The sequence below is a fragment of the Aeromonas sp. MTB genome, from assembly GCF_056632455.1.
This window is the reverse complement of sequence record NZ_CP147026.1, coordinates 3,762,030-3,784,462: the sequence shown is the minus strand read 5'-3', so window position 1 is coordinate 3,784,462 and position 22,433 is coordinate 3,762,030. Positions and strand designations below refer to the sequence as shown.

At 59.1% G+C, this 22,433-nt stretch carries 23 protein-coding genes; 16 read left to right on the top strand and 7 right to left on the bottom strand.

Annotation, left to right across the window (positions count from 1 at the left end):
* Positions 1-35 precede the first annotated feature (35 nt).
* A complete protein-coding gene (locus WBR25_RS17250; RefSeq protein WP_479748725.1) occupies positions 36-2,012 on the top strand; it encodes a HAMP domain-containing methyl-accepting chemotaxis protein in 1,977 nt (658 codons plus the stop codon).
* Positions 2,013-2,071: 59 nt separating this feature from the next.
* Here the strand turns inward: WBR25_RS17250 and rfaH are convergent, their stop codons facing one another.
* The 4 genes from rfaH to metN form a co-directional block, all read right to left on the bottom strand.
* Positions 2,072-2,572 (bottom strand): transcription/translation regulatory transformer protein RfaH, encoded by a 501-nt coding sequence (gene rfaH, locus WBR25_RS17245; protein WP_005339074.1) that lies wholly within the window; start codon positions 2,570-2,572, stop codon positions 2,072-2,074.
* A 96-nt stretch (positions 2,573-2,668) separates the two neighbouring features.
* Positions 2,669-3,469: a methionine ABC transporter substrate-binding lipoprotein MetQ gene (gene metQ, locus WBR25_RS17240; RefSeq protein ID WP_005339072.1), complete on the bottom strand. Its 801-nt coding sequence runs from the start codon at positions 3,467-3,469 to the stop codon at positions 2,669-2,671.
* Between the two features lie 25 nt (positions 3,470-3,494).
* Positions 3,495-4,148, bottom strand: a complete 654-nt coding sequence (locus WBR25_RS17235) for a methionine ABC transporter permease (protein WP_005339070.1) — start codon at positions 4,146-4,148, stop codon at positions 3,495-3,497.
* Positions 4,129-5,172, bottom strand: coding sequence for a methionine ABC transporter ATP-binding protein MetN (gene metN / locus WBR25_RS17230; protein ID WP_042080560.1), 1,044 nt, complete (start codon positions 5,170-5,172; stop codon positions 4,129-4,131). Before metN ends, WBR25_RS17235 begins: the two co-directional genes overlap by 20 nt.
* A 505-nt stretch (positions 5,173-5,677) precedes the next feature.
* Between metN and WBR25_RS17225 the strand changes: the two genes are divergently transcribed.
* Positions 5,678-6,133, top strand: a complete 456-nt coding sequence (locus WBR25_RS17225; RefSeq protein WP_201938481.1) for a hypothetical protein — start codon at positions 5,678-5,680, stop codon at positions 6,131-6,133.
* 104 nt (positions 6,134-6,237) lie between these two features.
* Here WBR25_RS17225 and ppgK read toward each other — a convergent pair whose 3' ends face one another.
* Both ppgK and queG read right to left on the bottom strand, forming a co-directional pair.
* On the bottom strand, positions 6,238-6,978 hold the full coding sequence (ppgK, locus tag WBR25_RS17220) for a polyphosphate--glucose phosphotransferase (protein ID WP_005339062.1): 741 nt from the start codon (positions 6,976-6,978) through the stop codon (positions 6,238-6,240).
* A gap of 111 nt (positions 6,979-7,089) precedes the next feature.
* Positions 7,090-8,244 carry a tRNA epoxyqueuosine(34) reductase QueG gene (gene queG, locus WBR25_RS17215; protein WP_479748722.1) on the bottom strand — a complete coding sequence of 385 codons (1,155 nt, stop codon included), beginning with the start codon at positions 8,242-8,244 and terminating at the stop codon, positions 7,090-7,092.
* Positions 8,245-8,304: 60 nt separating this feature from the next.
* On the opposite strand from queG, the gene WBR25_RS17210 reads away from it, so the two are divergent.
* The 11 genes from WBR25_RS17210 (at position 8,305) to WBR25_RS17160 (ending at position 19,076) form a co-directional block, all read left to right on the top strand.
* Positions 8,305-9,816: an NAD(P)H-hydrate dehydratase gene (locus tag WBR25_RS17210; protein WP_479748720.1), complete on the top strand. Its 1,512-nt coding sequence runs from the start codon at positions 8,305-8,307 to the stop codon at positions 9,814-9,816.
* A 10-nt stretch (positions 9,817-9,826) separates the two neighbouring features.
* Positions 9,827-10,300: a tRNA (adenosine(37)-N6)-threonylcarbamoyltransferase complex ATPase subunit type 1 TsaE gene (gene tsaE / locus WBR25_RS17205; protein WP_005339056.1), complete on the top strand. Its 474-nt coding sequence runs from the start codon at positions 9,827-9,829 to the stop codon at positions 10,298-10,300.
* Positions 10,301-10,323: 23 nt separating this feature from the next.
* Positions 10,324-12,012: an N-acetylmuramoyl-L-alanine amidase gene (locus WBR25_RS17200; RefSeq protein ID WP_479748718.1), complete on the top strand. Its 1,689-nt coding sequence runs from the start codon at positions 10,324-10,326 to the stop codon at positions 12,010-12,012.
* 13 nt (positions 12,013-12,025) lie between these two features.
* Positions 12,026-12,187 carry a hypothetical protein gene (locus tag WBR25_RS17195; protein WP_323913175.1) on the top strand — a complete coding sequence of 54 codons (162 nt, stop codon included), beginning with the start codon at positions 12,026-12,028 and terminating at the stop codon, positions 12,185-12,187.
* A gap of 3 nt (positions 12,188-12,190) precedes the next feature.
* A complete protein-coding gene (mutL, locus tag WBR25_RS17190) occupies positions 12,191-14,056 on the top strand; it encodes a DNA mismatch repair endonuclease MutL (RefSeq protein WP_479749915.1) in 1,866 nt (621 codons plus the stop codon).
* Positions 14,046-14,975, top strand: a complete 930-nt coding sequence (miaA, locus tag WBR25_RS17185) for a tRNA (adenosine(37)-N6)-dimethylallyltransferase MiaA (RefSeq protein WP_429146047.1) — start codon at positions 14,046-14,048, stop codon at positions 14,973-14,975. The genes mutL and miaA overlap by 11 nt, the downstream gene beginning before the upstream one ends.
* A gap of 72 nt (positions 14,976-15,047) precedes the next feature.
* A complete protein-coding gene (gene hfq / locus WBR25_RS17180) occupies positions 15,048-15,311 on the top strand; it encodes an RNA chaperone Hfq (protein ID WP_005339045.1) in 264 nt (87 codons plus the stop codon).
* Between the two features lie 63 nt (positions 15,312-15,374).
* Positions 15,375-16,661, top strand: coding sequence for a ribosome rescue GTPase HflX (gene hflX, locus WBR25_RS17175; protein WP_005339043.1), 1,287 nt, complete (start codon positions 15,375-15,377; stop codon positions 16,659-16,661).
* Positions 16,662-16,752: 91 nt separating this feature from the next.
* On the top strand, positions 16,753-17,904 hold the full coding sequence (gene hflK / locus WBR25_RS17170; protein WP_005339041.1) for an FtsH protease activity modulator HflK: 1,152 nt from the start codon (positions 16,753-16,755) through the stop codon (positions 17,902-17,904).
* Between the two features lie 3 nt (positions 17,905-17,907).
* On the top strand, positions 17,908-18,792 hold the full coding sequence (gene hflC / locus WBR25_RS17165) for a protease modulator HflC (RefSeq protein ID WP_005339038.1): 885 nt from the start codon (positions 17,908-17,910) through the stop codon (positions 18,790-18,792).
* A 95-nt stretch (positions 18,793-18,887) separates the two neighbouring features.
* The gene (locus WBR25_RS17160; RefSeq protein ID WP_005339036.1) at positions 18,888-19,076 is read left to right on the top strand and encodes a DUF2065 domain-containing protein; all 189 of its coding nucleotides are present in this window, start codon (positions 18,888-18,890) and stop codon (positions 19,074-19,076) included.
* Between the two features lie 81 nt (positions 19,077-19,157).
* On the opposite strand, the gene ispB is transcribed toward WBR25_RS17160, so the two are convergent.
* Positions 19,158-20,129: an octaprenyl diphosphate synthase gene (gene ispB / locus WBR25_RS17155; RefSeq protein ID WP_005339034.1), complete on the bottom strand. Its 972-nt coding sequence runs from the start codon at positions 20,127-20,129 to the stop codon at positions 19,158-19,160.
* A gap of 242 nt (positions 20,130-20,371) precedes the next feature.
* Here ispB and rplU point away from each other — a divergent pair, with 242 nt between their 5' ends.
* The 3 genes from rplU (at position 20,372) to cgtA (ending at position 22,361) form a co-directional block, all read left to right on the top strand.
* The gene (gene rplU, locus WBR25_RS17150) at positions 20,372-20,683 is read left to right on the top strand and encodes a 50S ribosomal protein L21 (protein WP_005304210.1); all 312 of its coding nucleotides are present in this window, start codon (positions 20,372-20,374) and stop codon (positions 20,681-20,683) included.
* 17 nt (positions 20,684-20,700) lie between these two features.
* Positions 20,701-20,958: a 50S ribosomal protein L27 gene (rpmA, locus tag WBR25_RS17145; RefSeq protein ID WP_005339028.1), complete on the top strand. Its 258-nt coding sequence runs from the start codon at positions 20,701-20,703 to the stop codon at positions 20,956-20,958.
* A gap of 200 nt (positions 20,959-21,158) precedes the next feature.
* On the top strand, positions 21,159-22,361 hold the full coding sequence (cgtA, locus tag WBR25_RS17140; protein WP_005339026.1) for an Obg family GTPase CgtA: 1,203 nt from the start codon (positions 21,159-21,161) through the stop codon (positions 22,359-22,361).
* The last annotated feature ends 72 nt before the right edge of the window (positions 22,362-22,433 follow it).

Sequence of the window (22,433 nt, the reverse complement as noted above, 5' to 3'; positions counted from 1 at the left end):
GTTGGCTGGATCCCTCCGTTTGAACAAGGATGTTCATGAAAATCTCAAGCAAGTTGCTGCTCAGCTTCGGTTTTATCAACCTGCTGATCCTGCTCTCCTCCACGCTGGTCTATTACCGGCTGACCCAGATCAATCAGGCCCAACACACCCTGCTGGAGCAGGCGCTGCCCGCCCTGCAGCGGGATGAAACGAGCCAGAAGGCGCTGGTTGCCACCGTTTCTGCCTTGCGTGGCTATCTGATCCTCGGCAAGGATCCGGCTCAGGCTGCCCGTCTCAAGCAGGAGTGGGAGTCGGCCTGGCAGGCCATCGCCCATCAGGCCTTCAGTCCGGCGCTCGCCAAGTCTCTCGAGACCTTCAAAAGCAATCAGGATAAGGTGTGGACCATCGCCCAGAGTGAAGAGAATCTGCCCGCTCACACTCTGATGCTGCAGGAGGCGGGGCCGCTGGCGGAGGCTGCGCTCGATCAGCTGCAATCCTTTGCCAATGAAGAAGTTGGTACTCCGCAGGCTCAACTCTCCGGCGATCGCCGCATGCTGCTCAAACAGGTGGGGGATGCCTATAACAGCCTCGCCAACGCTCTCTCAGCCCTGCGGGATTTTCTCATCTCAGGTGACCCCGAATACCGCAGCAAGTATCAGGATTACTACCAGTTTCATCAGCAGCGTGTGGCTGAGGTTAAACAGCAAGCCGCGCTCTTTACTGACACCCAGCAGATCCTCTGGCTGCTGTTTGAAGAGATGGCGACCCCCTTCTCCGAGTTGGTGGGGCAGGTGATCGAGAAACGCCAGGCGCCGGATTGGGATCAGGCAAACTACCTGATGGCCACCGACATCGAGCCGATGCAGTCCAGCCTAAGCGAGCAGCTGGTCCAGCAGGTGGAGAAAACCCGTGCCGAGGTGGATCAGATTTCGGCGCAGATGACTGGAGCCGGGAGGGCCATCAACCAGACTCTGCTGTTGGCTACCGGCAGCGCCATCGTGCTTGGCATGGTGGTCGCATGGCTCTTTAGTCGCCGTCTGACCCGTGACATTGCCTGTCTGGTGACCCGGGCGGGGCAGGTTGCGGATGGTCGGCTGGCGGCCGAGTCCTTGCCAATCACAGGGCAGGATGAGTTGGGAGAATTGACTGGCTCCATCAACCGGATGTCTGCCCAGTTACATCATCTGGTCGGGGAGTTGCAGGGCGCAGTGGGGCAGGTCGAGGTGGCCTGTCTCGATGTGGGCAGCACCACCAGAGCCATAGTGGCGGATCTGACGGAGCAGGATCAGCGGGTCGATGCGGTGGCGGCGGCTATCGATCAGATGTCGGTGAGTGCTCGTGATGTGGCTGGCAACATTGCCTGTGTGGCGGATGGAGCCCATCAGGTGAAGCAGCAGACCCGTCAGGGAGAGGCCGCGCTGGCACGAATGAGCGATACCATGCAGCAGATTGCCGCCATGATTGAACAGGCCAACGAAGCCATGGGGCTGCTGGAGCATCAGAGTGAACAGGTGGGGCAGATCACCGAGGTGATCGCCACTATAGCCGAGCAGACCAATCTGCTGGCACTCAATGCGGCGATAGAAGCGGCGCGGGCAGGCGAGCAGGGGCGTGGTTTTGCGGTGGTGGCCGATGAGGTTCGCCAGCTGGCAACCCGCACCCATCAATCCACCGCCGAGATCAGCCAGACTATTGCGGCCATCTCCCAGCAGACTCGCCAGACGGTGAGTACCGTCAGCAGCGGTACCCGGTTGGTAGAGCAAGGCCGGGATGCTGTTGGATTGGTGACCGATACCCTGAGTGCCATGAACGAGCTGGTGCAGTCGCTGTCGGGCCAGCTGGAGGCCATTTCGGTGGCAACCGAGCAGCAGTCGCGGGTGGCCGCCGAGGTATCCGGGACGGTCGACGACATTGCCGCGCTCAGTCGGCAATCCTGTCAGCGTAGTCAGCAGGGGGAGGAGATCGTAGCCAGACTGGCTGGCGATACCGGCAAGCTGAAGGCGGTCATCGCCCGCTTTGATCGTGATGCGTGAGATGGCGGGAGCATCCCGCCATTGCTATTGCCATTCACCGGGCCGTCTGGCCCATGGGCTTAGTCCAGACGTCTGAAGGTGTGGTTGTCGAAGCTGCTGGTAGTCTCCCGGTTGAGCAGGCTGACCAGCAAAATCGCCCGTTTCTCTCCATCAGGCTCCATATAGATGGCTTCGAATCCAGCCAACGGCCCCTCTTCAATCAGCACCTTGTCGCCCGAGCAGGGCAGGCTGGCGTAGCTGGCTCTCGCCTCGTCGCTGTCATCGCGGCTCATCAGCTGATAGACCAGCTTGCTGCTGATGGGGGTCCATTCACTGCCAAAGTGGATGATCCGGCTGATGCCGCGGGTTGATTTCAGGGTGACCGGTGTTACCTCTTCCAAATCGACAAAGATAAACAGGTAGTTGGGGAACATGGGTTCCCGTACCGGAACTCGTTTGCCCCGGCGCAGCTTCTCGATCTCCACCATGGGGTAATAGGATTCGATACCCTGGGCATCGAGGTGGGCGCGGGCGCGGGCCTCTTCTTTTGGCTTGCAGTAGGCCAGATACCATTTTTTCATGTTATGAGTATGTTCGTGTTGCCGTGCTCGCGGATATGATAGCGGCGCCAATAAAAAAGGCCACGCATTGCGTGGCCTTTTTTGCCGAGTGAGCAATTACCAACCTTTTACCAGGCCGCCTTTGAACAGCTCGAGACCTTTCTTGTAGACATCATCGGTCTGGAAAGCTTGTACGAACTGTTTGACCTTCTCGTCATCCTTGTTGTTGTCACGGGCGACGATCAGGTTGACGTAGGGGGACTCTTTGTCCTCAACAAACAGGCCGTTCTCGGTCGGGGTCAGACCAATCTGACCGGCGAAGGTGTTGTTGATGATAGCCAAGTCCACGTCTTCCAGCGAGCGTGGCAGCTGGGCTGCTTCCAGCTCGACAATCTTGAAGTTGCGCGGGTTGCTGGCGATATCCAGCACGGTGGCTTCCAGACCGGCGCCATCCTTCAGGGTGATCAGACCCTGTTTGGCCAGCAGGATCAGGGAGCGACCCAGGTTGGTCGGATCGTTCGGTACCGCGATCTGGGCGCCATCTTGCAGTTCGCTCAGCGCCTTGATCTTCTTGGAGTAACCGGCAATCGGGTAGACGAAGGTGTTGCCAACCGGCACCAGCTTGAAGCCGCGATCACGCACTTGTGCATCCAGATAGGGTTTGTGCTGGAAAGCGTTGACGTCGATGCTGCCATCGTTCAGCGCTACGTTCGGGGTGACGTAGTCGGAGAAGTTGACCACCTCGACTGTCAGACCGTATTTCTCTTTGGCTACCTTGGCAGCCACTTCAACCAGTTCGGTCTCCGGGCCGGCAATAGCGCCCACTTTCAGAACCTTGCTCTCTTCTTTTTGACCGCAACCGGCCAGAACCAGACCAGCCAGCAGGGCAGCCGCAACGGATTTGATGCCAAATTTCATAAAACCTCCTGTCAGAAATCGACGATTAACGATGATCACATTTGTTGACCAGGCGCTCACCCGCGCTCTGGATAAGTTGAACCAGTACTACCAGGATAACCACGGTTACCAGCATGACGGTCGGGTCAAAGCGCTGATAACCATAACGAATACCCACATCCCCCAGACCACCGCCACCGATGGCCCCGGCCATGGCCGAGTAGTTCACCAGCGTGACGAGGGTGATGGTGACGCTGTTGAGGATGCCGGGCAGAGCCTCGGGCAGCAGCACCTTGGTGATGATTTGCAGCGGCTTGGCGCCCATCGCCTTGGCCGCTTCCAGCAGGCCGTCCGGCACTTCCATCAGGGCCCCTTCCACCAGACGGGCGATGAAGGGGATGCAACCGACAGTCAGCGGCACGATGGCAGCGATGGTGCCGATACTGGTGCCGACAATCAGCCGTGTTAGCGGAATGATGGCGACCAGCAGGATGATAAAGGGCACCGAGCGACCCACGTTGACCACCATACCCAGAGTACGGTTGAGCAAGGGGTTTGCCAGGATCTGGCCCGCCTTGGTCACATGCAGCGCCACGCCGAGTGGCAGGCCGAGCAGGCAGCCGAACAGGGCGGAGGCAAACACCATGATCAGGGTGTCGCCCAGGGCCGTGATGAGCAGATTAATCATGGCTTCGGACATAACCCATTACCTCCAGCTGAATGTGGTTGTCGATAAGGAACTGCTGAGTCGCCTCGCACTGGGCCTCATCCCCGAACAGCTCGGCCAGCAGGAAACCGAATTTGACGCCACCGGCGTACTCGATGTCTGCGCTCAGAATGCTGATGTCGATATTGAAACGGCGGCTCGCCTCGGAGATCAGCGGCGTATCGACCGTGCTGCCGGTAAAGCCAAGCTTCACCAGCGGGTAGCTGCCCGGCACCCGCTCACTGCTCATCCGATCCTGATACTCCTGCGGTACCTCCAGATGGATGGTGGAGTGGATGAAGTCACGGGCCAGCTGGGTCTTGGCGTTGCTGAAGAACCAGGCCACTTCGCCCTGTTCGATCAGACGGCCGTCGCTGATGATGGCCACTTCGTCACAGATCCCCTTCACCACGTCCATCTCGTGGGTGATGAGCAGGATGGTGAGCCCCAGCTTGACGTTGATCTCCTTGAGCAGGGTCAGGATCGAGCGGGTGGTCTGCGGGTCGAGGGCCGAGGTGGCCTCGTCACAGAGCAGTACCTTGGGGGCCGGTGCCAGTGCGCGGGCAATGGCGACGCGCTGTTTCTGACCGCCGGAAAGCTCGGACGGATAGGCGTGGGCACGGGCTTCCAGCCCGACCAGCGCCAGCAGCTCGGCAACCCGTTGCTGGATCTTCTCTTTGCTCCAGCCTGCCAGCTCCAGCGGAAAGGCGATGTTGGCAAACACGGTGCGGGAGGCAAGCAGGTTGAAGTGCTGGAAAATCATCCCGATCTGGCGGCGAGCCTGGGTCAGATCCCGTTCGCTCAGGGCGACCAGATCCTGGCCATCAACGATGACTTGACCCTCTGTCGGGCGCTCCAGCAGGTTGACACAACGAATGAGGGTACTCTTGCCGGCACCGGAGGCACCGATCACCCCGAAAATTTTGCCTTGGGGTACATGCAGACTCACATCACGCAGGGCGTGCACGGCGTCACTGCCTGTACCGTAGACTTTGTTGAGACCGATCAACTTAATCATGGATTCTTCCGTGCTAACAGCCTTAAAGCACAGGGCGCTACAGGCGGGGAAATTGGGCAGAGGTTCCACTGGGTTACTCTGTCATCATGGAGGATGATGCTAAGATGTCTGGATGGCCATGTCAACGCATGTTTTTACGTCTAGACGTCTAAAAAAGTGATAAGGATTTCTGTCAGGCGGATAACGATCAGGATGGTATTGTTGCTCTTCCAGATCCTGTTTCGTCCCTACGGGATATGACCGAATTAAAGATGGTTTATATCGGGTATATGATGGTTTTATTAGTGTGCCAGCCCGTTTCTGTTCACATCTGCTGTCGAGCTTAATGCTCCTCCATCGTTACACAAATTGCTGCACAAAGCGTTCCCTATTCTCGACCGGATCACCTGACCGTCACTTTGTCGGCGTCAACCTTGATGCAGCGCAAGGGGGGCTCGGATAGGGATTGGGTCGGTGGCGCCGTTTTTTTATACTGATGTTGTCGACAAACATGGAGGGCAGTGCGATGAGATTCCAACAGATCAAAGAGTTGCTGCACTATCTTGAGCAGGTTCATCACCAGCTCGGACTCTGTTACGGGCGTTTGACCAGTCAGGTGGACAGCGAACGCAGCCGGATGTTGCTGGTCTATCTGCAAGGGCGTGAGGATGCGGCCAGTGCCCATCTGCACGAATATACCGCTCAGCTGGGAGATGCGGTCAGGGAGACTTGGCTGAACCAGAGTTTCAGCGAGGATATGCTGCCTGCCATTACCCGCTTCGAGCTGCCGGCATCAGTCCAGACTCAGGATATCGTCACTCAGGTATGCCGCTGGGAAGAGCAGCTGGTGGGCGAGCTGAGTCATCTGGCCCGGGAGTGCCCGACACCAGCCACCACCGCTTTGCTCGAGAATCTGGCCGGGCTGGAGCAGACCCGCCTGACCCGACTGGTGCACGGAGTGCACCGACTCGACGACATGTAACGGGTGATAAGCACCAAACACGCAAGATGACCGCAAAACAAAAGGGCCCGGCAGCAGTGCCGGGCCCTTTCAATTGGTATCTGCTGACTTGCAGTGAGCGTCGGTCAGCCCTGCTGCTCGGCCGCGTAGAGGGCGGCCCCGATAATGCCCGCCTGATTGAGGCTGGCCGCCGGAATAAGCGGTGCCCGGGTCTCGATGCGATCGACAAACTTATCCAGCTTGGCTGCGCTGCCGCCCCCCAGAATGAAGAGGTCGGGGGAGAAGAGAAACTCAAGGCGCGCCAGATACTTGTTGAAGCGCTTGCCCCAGCGGTTCCAGGAGAGATCCTCCCGTTTGCGCGCCGCATCGGAGCAGTAGTGCTCGGCGACCATTCCTTCCAGCATCAGATGGCCCAGCTCGGTGTTGGGCAGCAGATGGCCGTTGACGAAGATGGCGGTGCCGATGCCGGTGCCGACCGTGATGAGGATGATGACCCCCTTGCGATCCTTGCCAGCGCCAAAGCGCATCTCGGCCAGACCGGCGGCATCGGCATCATTCAGCACATAGCAGGGCTTGCCGGTGACATCGGCAAACAGATGCTCGGCATCGGTTTCGATCCAGCTTTTGTCGATATTGGCGGCACTCTTGGCAACCCCGTTGTGAATAGTGGCAGGAAAACCGCAGCCCACCGGTCCTTTCCAGTCGAAGTGTTCGACCAGCGCCTTGAGGGTATGGGCGATGGCGGCCGGGGTGGCCGGTTGCGGTGTGGCAATGCGATGGCGCTCGCCAATCAATTCGCCGGTTTTGGTATCGACCAGACAGCCCTTGATCCCTGAGCCTCCAATATCCACTCCCAACATATGCATCTGTGTTGTCCTTGTTGTGTGCCGACCAGTTTGCAGTGACCACGCTGTTATGGGCACTGCAGGTCGGCAGAGCATGAAAAAAGTGCTGCAATCCGGCAAGGGGCAGATCACTTATGCGTGATCCGACAGACCTTTTTCGATGCAGCGGATCAGCAAACGGGTCTTCTTGTTCTCTTCATCCTGACGCCGGGCAAGGGTGGTCAGCGCCCATTCGATATGGTCGGCCACCATGGGCTCGGCGGTGGTCAGCCCCAGTTGCAGGGCCGCGATCACCTCGGGGGTCGCCGGGCCATTGCCAAGGGCGACTGCCAGATTGCGGCGCCAGCGTTGATAGCCGATGCGGCGGATCGGGCTCCCTTCGGTTTGTTTGAGGAAATCGCTCTCGCTCCAGCACCACAGCGCCAGCAGGGGCGGGCGGTGCAGGCTGGGGCGGGGGCTAAAATCGGGTTCCGGGCTGGCATCTGCGTAGCGATTCCAGGGGCAGATAAGCTGGCAGTCGTCGCAGCCGTAGATGCGGTTGCCCATCAAGGGCCTGAACTCTTCCGGAATAGGGCCGTCATTCTCGATGGTGAGATAGGAGATGCAGCGGCGGCCATCTACCACATAGGGGGCGACAATGGCGCCGGTCGGGCAGATGTTGATGCAGGCGACACACTTGCCGCACTGCTCCTTCTCCACTGGCTGGTCGAGCGGCAGCGGCAGGTTGAGCAACAGCTCACCGAGAAAGAAGAAGGAGCCGGCCGATTCGTTGAGCAGCAGTGAGTGTTTGCCAACCCAGCCTAGGCCCGCCTTGGCTGCCAGTGGCCGCTCGAGGATGGGGGCGGAGTCGACGAAGGGGCGCCACTCACCCAAGGTCTCTTCAGTGCCTTGAAACAGCTCGGCGCAGCGCGCTTCAATGCGATCACCCAGCTGTTTGAGCCGGTTGCGCAGCACCTTGTGGTAGTCACGGCCGAGGGCATAGCGGCTGATATAGCCGAGGGTCGGATCGCGCAGGGTGGCAGCAAAGCCCGCCTCGAACGGCAGGTAGTTCATCCGCACCGACAACACCCGCACCGTGCCCGGCAGCAGCTCGTGGGGGCGCGCCCGCATCATGCCGTGGCGCGCCATGTAATCCATGCTGCCGTGATAGCCCGCATCCAGCCAGGCCTGCAATCTAGGCTCTTCGATACGCAGGTCGGTGTCGGTGATGCCCGCCTGGTCAAATCCTAGCTCCCGTGCCCAGAGCTTGATATCGTGGGCCAGCTGGTGGAAGTCAGGAGCGCTCATGCGGCTTGGCCTGGCTGGCGTTTGCTGGCGTGGGTCGATTGATAAGAGGCGGGAGCCGTCATGGTAGAGATCATCAGGGGCGCGTTGGGTACAAAAGAGGGGGGCAGTTTACCACAGGGGCTGTGGCAGACTGAACAGATCCGCGCACTGGAGCTCAACTGGGCCGCGCGTGAGGGGCAACCTCTCTATGCCCTGATGGAGCGAGCAGGTGCTGCGTTGCGCACCTATGCCACCCTGCATTGGCCCGACAGTCGCTGCTGGTGGATCTTCGTCGGCCCCGGTAATAACGGCGGTGATGGCTATGTGCTGGCCCGCCTTGCCCGCCAGATTGGCATCGAGGTGGTGGTGATTGCCGCCAGAGCACCGGACCAACTGAAGGGGGATGCCAGACGGGCCGCCGATGAGTGGCTGGCGGCCGGTGGCCGGGTCTGGCTGGCCGAGCAGTTTGATAAGGACCAGCACTCCGCCCCGGATCTGGTGGTCGATGCCCTGCTTGGCACCGGCGTCAACACGCTCCTCTCGCCACTACTGACAAAGATCGTCGCAACAATCAATGGCTTGGCTGTGCCCGTGCTGGCGGTGGATCTCCCCTCCGGCCTCAACGGCGATACCGGCCGTGCCATGGGGGCCGTGGTGCAGGCCACTCGCACCCTCACCTTTATCGGTATCAAGCAGGGGATGCTCACCGGCGACGGGGTGGATTGTGTCGGCCAGCTCGACTGTGATCCCCTTGGCGTCACGCCTGATGACACTATGTTGCCCGCCGCCTGGCGTATCGATTATCCGCAGCTGAGCACACAGCTGACCCCGCGCCCGCGCGCTTCCCACAAGGGCTCTTATGGCAAGGTGCTGCTGGTGGGGGGAAATCGCGGCATGCAGGGGGCCATCGTGCTGGCGGCCCGCGCCTGCCTGCGGGCGGGGGCCGGGCTGGTGCGGGTGTGTCAGCATCCGGAGCATCCGCCGGTCAGCCTCTATCAACCCGAGCTGATGAGTCTCACTACCGCTGATGACGAGGGGTGGGCGTCGGTGCGGGTCATCGGCCCCGGCCTCGGTCAGGATGAGTGGGGAAGAGCACAAATCGCCCGTTATCTCACCGATCGGCTGCCACTGGTTTTGGACGCCGATGGATTGAATTGGCTGGCGCAATCTCCCCGCCATCAGGATAATTGGGTGCTCACGCCCCATCCCGGCGAAGCGGCGCGCCTGCTGGGATGCACCATTGCCGAGATTGAAACCGACCGGTTTGCCGCCGTGCAGGCGCTGCAGCGGCGTTATGGCGGTGTGGTGTTGTTAAAAGGGGCGGGAACACTTATTTATGACGGTGAGCGGGTAGCTCTCTGTTGTGAAGGCAATCCCGGCATGGCAAGTGGCGGCATGGGTGATCTGTTATCTGGTATAATCGCCGCCCTTTTGGCCCAGGGCTGGTCTGCCACCATGGCAAGCTGGCTGGGCGCCGTGATCCACGGCGAGGCTGCAGATCAGGCCGCCTCTGACGGCGAGCGGGGCATGCTGGCTTCAGATCTGCTGCCGCTGATCCGCAAACTGGTTAATCCCGACACCATTACAAGTTAAAAAGAAGAACATGGCAAAACAGTTGATGATGACACTGCCGGACGAGGCAGCAACAGTGGCACTGGGTGGCCGTCTGGCACAGGCTTGCCAGCAGGCGACCACAGTGTTTTTGCATGGCACGCTTGGCGCCGGTAAAACCACCCTGACCCGTGGCTGGGTGCAGGGCCTTGGCCATCAGGGCAAGGTAAAAAGCCCGACTTACACCCTGGTCGAACCCTACGAGCTCGATGGCTGGCAGGTCTACCATTTTGATCTCTATCGCCTGGCTGATCCGGAAGAGCTGGAATTCATGGGCATTCGGGACTATTTTGCCGCCAACACTCTCTGTCTGGTGGAGTGGTCCGAGAAGGGCGAGGGCTGGTTACCGGCTCCCGACCTGGAAATTACCCTCACCTATGTAGGCGAGCAGCGCGAGGTTCTGATAGAGGCTCGCACTGCTATTGGCGAAGCCATTCTGGAACGGTTGTCATCTACGTGCGCTTGATCCTTGTTATTGCTCTCTCTTTGATGGCGTTACCCTCTTGGGCGAATCAGCTCAAGAGTGTACGAATCTGGCCATCACCGGATAACACCCGGGTGGTGCTCGATATGAGCAGCGCCCCCAATTACAACTACTTCACCCTCACCGGCCCGGATCGGCTGGTAATCGATCTGAAAGGGGCGAGCAACGCCGCCAATCTGGCCCGGATCGAGAACAACAGCGAACTGGTGCGCAAGATCCGCCAGAGCACTCCGCTGGAGAAGGGGGGTCTGCGGCTGGTGATGGATCTCAGCTCCGCCATCAAGCCGGTGGTCTTCCCGCTGGCGCCAGCCGGACCCTATGGCCACCGTCTGGTCATCGACCTGCCTTATGAAGAGAAGCGCTCGGCGGCTGCGGTGCAAGCCACGCCTGTCGGTGGCAAGGGCAAGGGGGTGGTGATTGCTATCGACCCGGGCCACGGCGGGGAAGACCCGGGCTCCATCGGCCCGCGCCGCACCTACGAGAAGCGGGTCACGCTGGCGGTCTCCCAGAAGCTGGCGGCACTGATCGACCGCGAGCCGGGGATGCGCGCCGTGATGACTCGTCGTGGCGACTACTTCGTCGATCTCAACAAGCGCTCCGAGATTGCCCGCAAGGCCAAGGCGGATCTGCTGGTTTCTATCCATGCAGACAGTTTTCATAACTCGACCCCGCGCGGTGCCTCGGTCTGGGTCTTGTCGACCAACCGTGCCAACCGCGAGATGGGTAGCTGGCTGGAGAAGCAAGAGAAGCAGGGCGAGCTGCTGGGCGGTGTCGGCAAGGTGTTGGCGGAATCCGATCCCAACCCCTATCTGGCGCAGACCTTCCTCGACCTCTCCATGGACAAGTCCCGTGCCGAAGGGTATGACGTCAGCCGCCAGATCCTGCGTTCCATGGGTAAGGTTGCCCGACTGCACAAGAAGGCGCCGGAGCACGCCAGTCTGGCGGTACTGAAAGCGCCGGATATTCCCTCGGTGCTGGTGGAGACCGGTTTTATCTCCAACCATGCGGAGGAGAAGCTGCTGGCCACCGCCAGCTATCAGGACCAGCTGGCCCGCGCCATCTTCGAGGGGATCCGCAACTACTACCGCGCCCACCCGACCAAGGGGGCCATGCTGACCGGCAAGGGGCAGGTCAGTCAACCTGCTGCTACTCGCCCTGCACCGGTAGCCCGGCAGCCGGTGAGCCAGCCCAGGCAGACACAGTCGCAGCCGGTAGTGACCAACAAGATGCCCGCCACCGTCCGTGACGGCGGTGCTGGGAGCGGCTCTGGCGCCGGGGTGATCAAGCCTTACTCGGCGGCAGCGCAGGAGAGCGGTGCACCGGTCAGCAGTGTGGGGGACTATGACAAATCGCGGATGCTCCGCCATGTGGTCAAACGTGGCGAGAGTCTCTCTCGCCTTGCCGAGAAGCATGGAGTGAGTCAATCCACTTTGGTAGAGATCAACCAGCTGCGCAGCCGGGATATTCAGATTGGTCAGACCATCTATATTCCCCAGCAGGGGCAGAGCCGCGCTGCCGCCCCCGTTCGCAGTGATGACAAGTCGCAGATGATCCGCCATGTGGTCAAGCGGGGGGAGAGTCTCTCCCGCCTTGCCGAGAAGCATGGGGTGAGTCAGGCGCGACTGGTAGAGATCAACAAGCTCAAATCGCGGAATATTCAGGTAGGGCAGGTGCTCTACATTCCGCAAAACTGACGCGCGGGAGCGGGTGATACCGCTCTCGCTGTTAGCCAATACCATCAGCAAGATTGAAATTCAGGAGCAAGTGATGCCGATCCGTATATTGCCCCCTATCTTGGCCAACCAGATTCCGGTTGGTGGAGAGGTGGTGGAACGGCTCTCTATCCGCAAGATTGAAATTCAGGAGTAAATGATGCCGATCCGTATTTTGCCACCCATTCTGGCCAACCAGATTGCAGCCGGAGAGGTGGTGGAGCGGCCTTCTTCTGTGGTGAAAGAGCTGGTGGAAAACAGCCTGGATGCGGGGGCCGACCGGGTCGAGATCGACATCGACAAGGGGGGCGCCAAGCTGATCCGCATCCGTGACAACGGCTGCGGTGTCGCCAAAGATGAGCTGGTACTTGCGCTGTCGCGTCATGCAACCTCCAAGGTGGCCACGCTGGATGATCTGGAAGGGATCAACAGCCTCGGTTTTCGTGGCGAGGCGCTCGCCTCCATCAGCTCTGTCTCCCGTCTCACCTTCACCTCCCGCACCGCCGAGCAGTCCGAAGCCTGGCAAGCCCAGGCGGAAGGGCGCGAGATGAGCGTCACCATCAAGCCTGCGGCCCATCCGGTGGGCACCACGGTGGAGGTCGTGGATCTCTTCTTTAATACACCCGCGCGGCGCAAATTCATGCGCAGCGAAAAGACCGAGTTTGCCCATATTGACGAGCTGGTGCGCCGCATCGCGCTCTCCCGCTTCGATGCCACCCTGATCCTGCGCCACAATGGCAAGGTGGTGCGCCAGTACAAGGCCGCCAATACCGTGCCGGAGCAGGAGCGACGTCTCGCCGCCGTTTGCGGCACCCCCTTCATGCACCATGCGCTGGCGGTGGAGAGCGAGCATAGCGACGTGCGGTTGTGGGGCTGGCTGGCGACCCCGGAGGGGGCAAGACCGCAGAACGACCTGCAATACACCTATGTCAACGGCCGGATGATGCGCGACAAGCTCATCAACCACGCCATCCGTCAGGCCTATGACGAGTTGCTGCCTCCCGATCGCTTCGCTGCTTATGTGCTCTATATCGAGCTGGATCCCCGTCAGGTGGATGTCAACGTCCACCCGGCCAAGCATGAGGTGCGCTTCCATCAGGCGCGACTGATCCACGACTTTATCTTTCAGGCGCTGTTTACTGCGCTGCGCCGCGAAGGGGTGAGCACCGCTCATCAGGACACTCCGCTGGCCGAAACTCTGGTCGAGTTGCCGGTCAGTCCGCAGATTGAATATCCCGGTCAGGCGCCACGCCCGGAGTGGTACGGTGCCGAGCACAGCTACCGGGCACCTGCACAGGTGCGGGAGGGGGGCGCTGGGGCTGGCCGAGCCAGCAATTATCAAGCGCCCGAGCCCCCAAGTCGGGAGGCGATGCGCGGCATGGGCGCTCTGCTCACTACGCTGCCTATCGCAGCAGAGGCAGCTCCTGCGCAGCCCACTGATCCAGTGCCGTCACCCAAACAGGGGGGATGTCGCGCCCTGACACTGGTGGATCAGGCCTACCTGTTGATAGAGCGGGATAATCAGCTGGCGCTGCTCTCGCTGGTGCGCGCCGAGCGGGTGCTGCTGCGCCACTGGCTGCTGGAGACCTGGGGTCAGGGGCTGGCGGCCCAGCCACTGTTGCTGCCGGTCTCCTTCAAATTGCCGAAGAATTTGATCGCGCTGGTGACCGAGCAGGAACGTTTGCTGAAACGGATGGGGCTGGAGTTGAAAAGCGGGGGACGCGACACCATGATCCTGACTCGGGTGCCGGCTCTGCTGCGCCAGACCGATCTGGTTCGTCTGTTACCCGAATTGCTGCAAATTATCGAGGGCGGATCTGACAGTGATGCTGGTCAGCAGGCTGAAGTATTATGCCAATGGCTGGTGGAGCAGGGTATAAGCCGCGAGAAGATATACGATTTTTCAACTGCCAGTCGTCTGCTGACGGAACTTGTGACCGATTTCAGTGACCAACTGGCAGACATTCGCATGGTGCGCCCCCTTTCGCTGGCGACCGTGCTGGAGGAGTTTGAACATGGCGAGTGACTTGCCGACCGCAATTTTTCTGATGGGGCCGACGGCCTCCGGCAAGACGGATCTCGCCATTGAACTGTGTCAGGCACTGCCTTGCGACATCATCAGCGTCGATTCTGCACTGATCTATCGCGGCATGGATATCGGTACGGCCAAGCCGACTGCCGATGAGCTGGCGCGGGCCCCGCACCGGCTGATCAATATCCTCGATCCCGCTGTGAGCTATTCGGCAGCCGATTTTTGCAAGGATGCCCTGCGGGAGATGAAAGAGATCGCCGACCGTGGCCGCATTCCGCTGCTGGTGGGCGGTACCATGCTCTATTTTAAGGCGCTGCTGGAGGGATTGTCCCCATTGCCCTCCGCCGATCCCGCCATTCGAGCCGGGATTGAGGAAGAGGCTGCCCGCCTCGGTTGGCAGGCGCTGCACGATGAGCTGGTGCGCATTGACCCGGTGGCCGGTGCGCGGATCCACCCCAATGACCCGCAACGACTCTCCCGGGCGCTGGAGGTCTACCGCATCAGCGGCAAGACCCTTACCGAGCTGACGCAGGTGCAGGGGGAGGGCTTGCCCTATCGGGTGCAGCAGTTTGCCATCGCCCCGAGCGATCGCGCCGTGCTACATCAGCGGATCGAACTGCGCTTTGACAAGATGCTGCAAGGCGGCTTTGAACAGGAGGTTCGTGCGCTGATGGCGCGCGGCGATCTGCACCCAGATCTCCCCTCCATTCGCTGTGTGGGTTATCGCCAAATGTGGGACTACCTGTGCGGTGAAGTGGGGTATGATGAGATGCGTTATCGTGGCATTGTTGCCACACGCCAATTGGCAAAACGACAGTTGACCTGGTTGCGCGGCTGGCCCGATGTGACCTGGTTGGAATCCGGTGAGTCTGGCAATCTCGACCGCGTGCTTGCTCGCGCTGGTGCGGCTTGACACTCTCTGTATAATCAGGTTGTTATATTGATATTCGGTGTTTAAAAACAACAAACTATAAGGAAAAGAAAAATGGCTAAGGGGCAATCTCTCCAAGACCCGTTTTTGAATGCGCTGCGCCGTGAGCGGATTCCTGTTTCTATCTATTTGGTGAACGGCATCAAACTGCAAGGTCAGATCGAGTCTTTTGACCAGTTTGTTATCCTGCTGAAAAACACCGTGAGCCAGATGGTTTACAAGCACGCCATCTCGACTGTCGTACCGGCCCGTGCCGTCAATCATCACCAGCCCACTCCGGGTGGCGCGGCTGATGAACAGGGTGATGCCGAGGCGTGATATCCCTGGGCGAGTCGACTCGCCAACTCAGATTCATCATGATTCCTGTTAAGGAGCAAGCGCTTGTTTGACCGTTATGAAGCTGGCGAACAGGCCGTTCTGGTGCATGTCAACTTCAGTGATGAGGGTGAGCGGGAGGATCTGGAAGAGCTCAAGATGTTGGTGAGCTCGGCCGGAGTCAATGCGCTGGGGGTTATTACCACCAGTCGCAGTGCGCCCAGTGCCAAATTTTTTGTCGGCAGTGGCAAGGCTGAAGAGATCGCGTCCCAAGTCCAGATGCTGGATGCCGACGTCGTCATCTTCAACCATGCCCTGACCCCTGCCCAGGAGCGCAACCTGGAGCGTCTGTTCCAGTGCCGGGTGGTGGACCGAACCGGCCTGATCCTCGATATCTTTGCCCAGCGCGCCCGAACCCACGAAGGTAAACTGCAGGTCGAACTGGCCCAGTTGCGCCATCTTTCCACTCGTCTGGTGCGAGGCTGGACCCACCTTGAGCGTCAAAAGGGCGGGATCGGTCTGCGTGGCCCGGGTGAAACCCAGCTTGAGACTGACCGACGTCTGCTGCGGGAACGCATCAAGGCGATTTTGCGTCGGCTCGACAAGGTGGCCAAGCAGCGGGAGCAGGGACGCCGTGCCCGCAACCGCAACGAAGTGCCGACGGTGTCACTGGTTGGTTATACCAACGCCGGAAAGTCCACTTTGTTCAACCAACTTACAGCTGCCAGCGTGTATGCTGCCGACCAATTGTTCGCAACTCTGGATCCCACCCTGCGTAAACTGGTGATCCGGGATGTGGGTGATGTGATTTTGGCGGATACAGTTGGATTTATTCGACACTTGCCCCATGATCTGGTCGCGGCCTTCAAGGCGACCCTGCAGGAGACCCGTGAAGCGGATCTGCTGCTGCATGTGGTGGACTGTGCCGATGAGCAGATGCAGGAGAATATCGACTCCGTGCAGCAGGTATTGGCCGAGATTGAAGCCGATGACAGGCCCCAGCTGATGATCTGCAACAAGATAGACAAGCTGGCGGATCGTCCGGCAGGTCTGGAGCGAGATGACGAAGGGCGCCCGTTGCGCGTCTGGCTGTCGGCCCAGACTGGTGAAGGTTGTGAGCATCTGTTTACGGCGCTGACCGAATTGCTGGCTGGCTCCATGGTGCATCACACCCTGCAGTTGCCTCCTTCTGCCGCGAGATTGCGCAGTGCGCTCTATCAGCTGAAAGGGATTGAGCAGGAAGGTTTTAGCGAGGAGGGTGATTTCGTGCTGGAAGTCCGCTTGCAAGTGGCCGACTGGAACCGCCTCGTGAAACAGGAAGGTGAGAGTTTACAACGCTTTATCAGGCATTGATTCGTTGATGAAGATGAACCCTTAGGGGCTTCTCAACGTATGACGGCCCGATAGAGATGATATCCATCCGCATGTATTAATGGAGACGCTGATGGCTTGGAATGAGCCTGGTAACAACGGCAAAGACCGTGACCCTTGGGGGAATAACGGCAAGAATCAGGGACCCCCTGATCTGGATGAAATGCTGCGCAAAGTGAGTCGCCGTTTCGGTGGCTTGTTTGGTGGCGGCAAATCTGGCGGCGATGTAGGTCGCTTTGGTATCTCCATCGCGCTGGTTGTGGCTGTGGTGGTGTGGGTCGTCAGCGGCTTCTACACCATTCGCGAAGCGGAGCGTGGTGCCGTGCTGCGGTTTGGCAAGTTTTCCCATATTGTCGAGCCGGGCCTGCGCTGGAAGCCGACCTTTATCGATCAGGTGATCCCGGTGGACGTCGAGTCTGTGCGTTCCCTGCCTGCCTCCGGTTTCATGCTGACTCAGGATGAGAACGTGGTACGGGTCGAGATGGACGTGCAGTACCGTGTGGTCAATCCCGAGCAATATCTGTTCAGCGTGACCAATGCCGACGAGAGTCTGGGTCAGGCCACCGATAGCGCCCTGCGCTATGTAGTGGGTCATACCCGGATGGATGACGTCCTGACTACCGGTCGTGAGAAGGTGCGTCAGGAGACCTGGCAGGTGATCGATGGCATCATCGAGCCCTACCAGATGGGTCTGCAGATCGTCGACGTCAACTTCCTGCCGGCGCGTCCGCCGGAAGAGGTGAAAGACGCGTTTGATGACGCCATCTCCGCTCAGGAAGATGAACAGCGTTTCATTCGTGAAGCAGAAGCCTATGCTCGTGAAGTGGAGCCCAAGGCCCGTGGCCAGGTGAAGCGTCTGGAGCAGGAAGCGGAAGCTTACAAGTCCCAGATCGTGTTGAAAGCCCAGGGTGAAGTTGCTCGCTTCAACGAGCTGCTGCCCCAGTATCTGGCTGCCCCCGAGCTGACCCGTGAGCGTATCTATCTGGAAACCATGGAAGAGCTCTATCAGCAGGCCAACAAGGTGGTGGTCGACATGCCGGCTGGCAACAACAGCATGATCTACCTGCCGCTCGACAAGCTGTCTGGCAAGCCGAAGGCTGCCCAGTCTGATCGTGCCACTGTCGCCCCGGTCACAGAGCAGGTCCCCGTTTCCAACGAGGGTGCCAACTCTACCCCGACAATGCCGCTGCGTAGCGGTGACCGCTTCAGCTCAGGGAGAAACTGATAGATGAAAAAGCTAGCTATTGGTGCAATCGCTGTCGCGGCCATGGTCTGCTTCTCCTCTGTCTTTATCGTTGATGAAGGTCAGAAGGGGATTGTGGTGCAGTTTGGCAAGGTGAAGCGGGTTGACTCCGGTGAACCCCGCCTCTATGAGCCGGGCCTGCATTTCAAGGTGCCGCTCATCGACCAGGTTCGCAAGATGGATGCCCGCATCCAGACCATTGACAGCCAGGCCGACCGTTTTGTCACCTCCGAGAAGAAAGACCTGATCATCGACTCCTACGTGAAGTGGAAGATCGAGGACTTCTCCAAGTACTATCTGGCAACCGGTGGTGGCAACAAGCTGCAGGCTGAAGATCTGCTCAAACGCAAGATCAATAACGGTCTGCGTTCCGAGATCGGTAACCGCACCATCAAGGACATCGTCTCCGGTGAGCGCAGTACCGTGATGGAAGATGCCCTGAAGAAGATGGCGCGCTCCTCCGAGCTCGGTATCAAGGTGGTGGATGTGCGGATCAAGCAGATCAACCTGCCGGTGGAAGTCTCCAACTCCATCTACCAGCGGATGCGCGCCGAGCGTACCGCCGTCGCCCGTGAGCACCGCTCTCAGGGTCGCGAGAAGGCTGAAATCCTGCGTGCCGATATCGACCGCAAGGTGACCGTCATGATCGCCGACGCCGAGAGTAACGCTCGCCAGCTGCGTGGTGAAGGGGATGCGGAAGCCGCCAAGATCTATGCCGACAGCTACAAGAAAGACCCCGAGTTTTTCAGCTTCGTGCGTAGCATGGAGGCCTATCGCAAGAGCTTTGCCGGTGGCAACGACCTGATGGTGCTCAAGCCGGACAGCGAGTTCTTCCGTTACCTCAAGTCTCCTCACGGCACCAAGCAGTAATCGCCACGAGGTCACATTCAAAGGGTCTGCATTGTCAGACCCTTTTGTTTTTCCAGCCGTCGACCCGGGGGGCTGGTTGCATTCAAGGAGGTCGGATGCTGACATCCATGCTGATGGGGTTGGGATTGCTGTTGTTGTTCGAGGGACTCGGCCCGTTGTTGATGCCCAGGGCATGGCAGCAGATGTTGCGGCTGCTGAGCGATCAGCCACCGGAGCAGTTGCGCCGTATCGGCGGCTCGCTAGTGGTGGCAGGTAGCGTGATCCTCTGGATGCTGAGTCGCTGAGTCTGGTGCAATGCACTGTCCAGCAGATAGCAGACAATAAAAAAGAGGCCGAAGGCCTCTTTTTTCATGCATGTCGTTTACTCAGGCACTGCGCTGCACGGCCATGTGGGCCAGTGTTTCCAGCGCGTGCTTGTGCGGGGAGTCCGGCAGGATGGCGAGGGCGGCAATGGCCTTGTCGGCCTCTTCCCTGGCTCGCATGCGGGAGTACTCCAGCGCGCCGGTACGGTCGAGAATGCCGAGGATCTGCTCAAGATGCTCCATGCCGTTGCGGTGCTCGATGGCATCGCGCACCAGCTGGCGCTCTTCCGGCGTGCCCACTTCCATGGCGCGCAGCAGCGGCAGGGTCGGTTTGCCTTCGGCCAGATCGTCTCCGACGTTCTTACCCATCTCTTCGCTCTGGGAGCAGTAGTCCATCACGTCATCAATGATCTGGAACGCGGTGCCCAGATACTTGCCGTAATCGGTCATGGCCTGTTCGACGGGCTCGGGCTGATGAGTCAGCACGGCTGCAAGGCGAGTGGCGGCCTCGAACAGCTTGGCGGTCTTGCAGTAGATGACCGTCATGTAGCTCTCTTCGGTGGTATCCGGGTCGTTGCAGTTCATCAGCTGCAACACTTCTCCTTCGGCGATGGTGTTGGTGGCATCCGAGAGGATCTCCATCACCCGCAGGTTGGAGAGTTCGGCCATCATCTGGAAGGAGCGGCTATAGAGGTAGTCACCGACCAGCACGCTGGCGGCATTGCCAAACATGGCGTTGGCGGTCTCCCTGCCACGGCGCAGGTCGGATTCGTCGACCACGTCGTCATGCAGCAGGGTAGAGGTGTGAATGAATTCGATGATGGCGGCCAGTTTCAGGTGATCCTCACCCTCATAGCCCAGCGCACGCGCAGCCATCACGGTCAGCATGGGGCGCATCCGTTTCCCGCCGGCGCTGACAATGTAGAAACCCAGCTGATTAATCAGACTAACGTCGGACTGGAGTCGGGCCAGGATCAGTTCATTGACCGCCGTCATGTCGGCGGCACAGAGCGCACGGATAGTCTGTTGGTCCATAAGTCTCGTAACGTGACAGCAGCAATAACTGCGATTTTAGTAATGGCAGGGATTCTACACGATTTCACAATGGGTTACAGTTAGGCGTTTATCCACGGCGGCAGATATGCGCACAAAATAAACTTTTTGCTAAATTGGCCTTGCCTGAGCAGATCGATTTGCGTAGAATGCCCGCCCATTGTTATAGGTTTTTGCGCATGTCTAGCCTTGAGCAAAAGACATGCCTTTACGGAGTTAATCAAATGTACGCGGTATTCCAAAGCGGCGGAAAACAACACCGTGTGGCCGAAGGTCAAATCGTTCGTCTGGAAAAGCTGAACGTTGAGACTGGCGCTACCATCGACTTCAACGAAGTTCTGATGGTTGCTGCAGGCGACACTTTTAAAGTAGGTGCTCCTTTCGTTGAAGGTGGCAAGGTTGTAGCTGAAGTTGTGGCTCACGGCCGTGGCGAGAAAGTGACTATCGTCAAGTTCCGTCGTCGTAAGCACCATCGTAAGCAAGCGGGCCACCGTCAGTGGTTCACTGAAGTCAAAATCACTGGCATCAGCGCTTAATTAGAGGAGTCCGATAAATGGCACACAAAAAAGCTGGCGGTTCATCCCGCAACGGTCGCGATTCTGAAGCTAAACGCCTGGGCGTGAAGCGTTTCGGCGGCGAAACAGTTCTGGCTGGCAGCATCATCGTTCGTCAACGTGGTACCAAGTTCCACGCTGGCACCAACGTTGGTCTGGGCAAGGATCACACCCTGTTCGCAACCGCGACTGGTAAAATCCTGTTCGAAGTTAAAGGTCCGCTGAATCGTAAGTACGTTAGCATCGTTGCTGAGTAATTACGGACCGCAAGGATCCGAAGCCCCGCCAACAGGCGGGGCTTTTGTTTTTCTGACGTCTTTCTGATGTCGTTGACGAAAAAACGGAACGCAGCTGACTTTGGCTCTGACGGGCATGATTGGCAAGATGCGTATCGCCCGCAGGGGTCTGTACCACTATAATTGCGTATCGGTTTTTCGAATTAAGGTGACGGTTACCTATGAAGTTTGTTGATGAAGTCCAGATTCGAGTCGATGCCGGTGACGGTGGTAACGGTTGTGTAAGCTTTCGCCGTGAAAAATATATTCCCAACGGTGGTCCGGACGGCGGTGACGGCGGTGACGGTGGCGACGTATATCTGATCGCCGACGAGAACCTCAATACCCTGATCGACTACCGTTTCGAGCGTTTCCATGCTGCCGAGCGCGGTGAGAATGGCCAGAGCGCCAACTGTACCGGTCGCCGCGGCAAGGACAAGATCCTGCGTGTGCCGGTCGGTACCCGGGCGACCGATGAGGATACCGGTGAACTGCTGGGGGATCTGACCCACCACGAGCAGAAGCTGCTGGTTGCCAAAGGTGGTTTCCACGGTCTGGGCAACACCCGCTTCAAGAGCTCCGTCAACCGTGCTCCCCGCCAGAAGAGTAATGGTACTCCGGGTGAAGTGCGTACCCTGAAGCTGGAGCTGCTGCTGCTGGCCGATGTCGGCATGCTGGGTCTGCCCAACGCAGGCAAGTCTACCTTTATTCGCGCCGTTTCTGCGGCTCGCCCGAAAGTAGCTGATTACCCCTTCACTACTCTGGTACCGAACCTGGGTGTGGTGCGTGGCGAGAACTCCCGCTCCTTCGTGATCGCCGATATCCCGGGTCTGATCGAAGGTGCTGCCGAAGGTGCAGGTTTGGGTATCCGCTTCCTGAAACACCTCGAGCGCTGCCGCGTGCTGATCCACCTGGTGGATATCTGCCCGGTTGATGGCTCCGATCCTGCTGAAAATGCCGTGACCATCGTCAAGGAGCTGGAGAAGTACAGCCCGGAACTGGCTGGCAAGCCGCGCTGGTTGGTGTTCAACAAGATGGATCTGATCCTGGAAGAGGAAGCCCAGGAGGTGATGGATCGCGTCAAGGCGGCCCTGAACCACGAAGGTCCGGTCTATGCCATCACTGCCATCAGCAAGGAAGGCACCAAGAAGGTCTGCTACGACATTCTGGATCTGCTGGATACCATGCCCCGTCAGCTGGCGGAAGATGCCAAAGACGCCATCGAGAAGGTGGAGTTCAAGTGGGACGACTACCACAAGAACCAGCTGGCCAAGGCTGAAGCGGAAGCACTGGCTGCCTCTCTTGCCTTCGATGAAGGGCTTGATGATGACGATTGGGATGACGACGAAGATGATGGCGTTGAAGTCATCTACGTCCGTGACTGATCCCCGTCACTCTCATTGAAAACCGGAGCCTGAACAGGCTCCGGTTTTTTTATGTCTATCGAGCAGCAACTC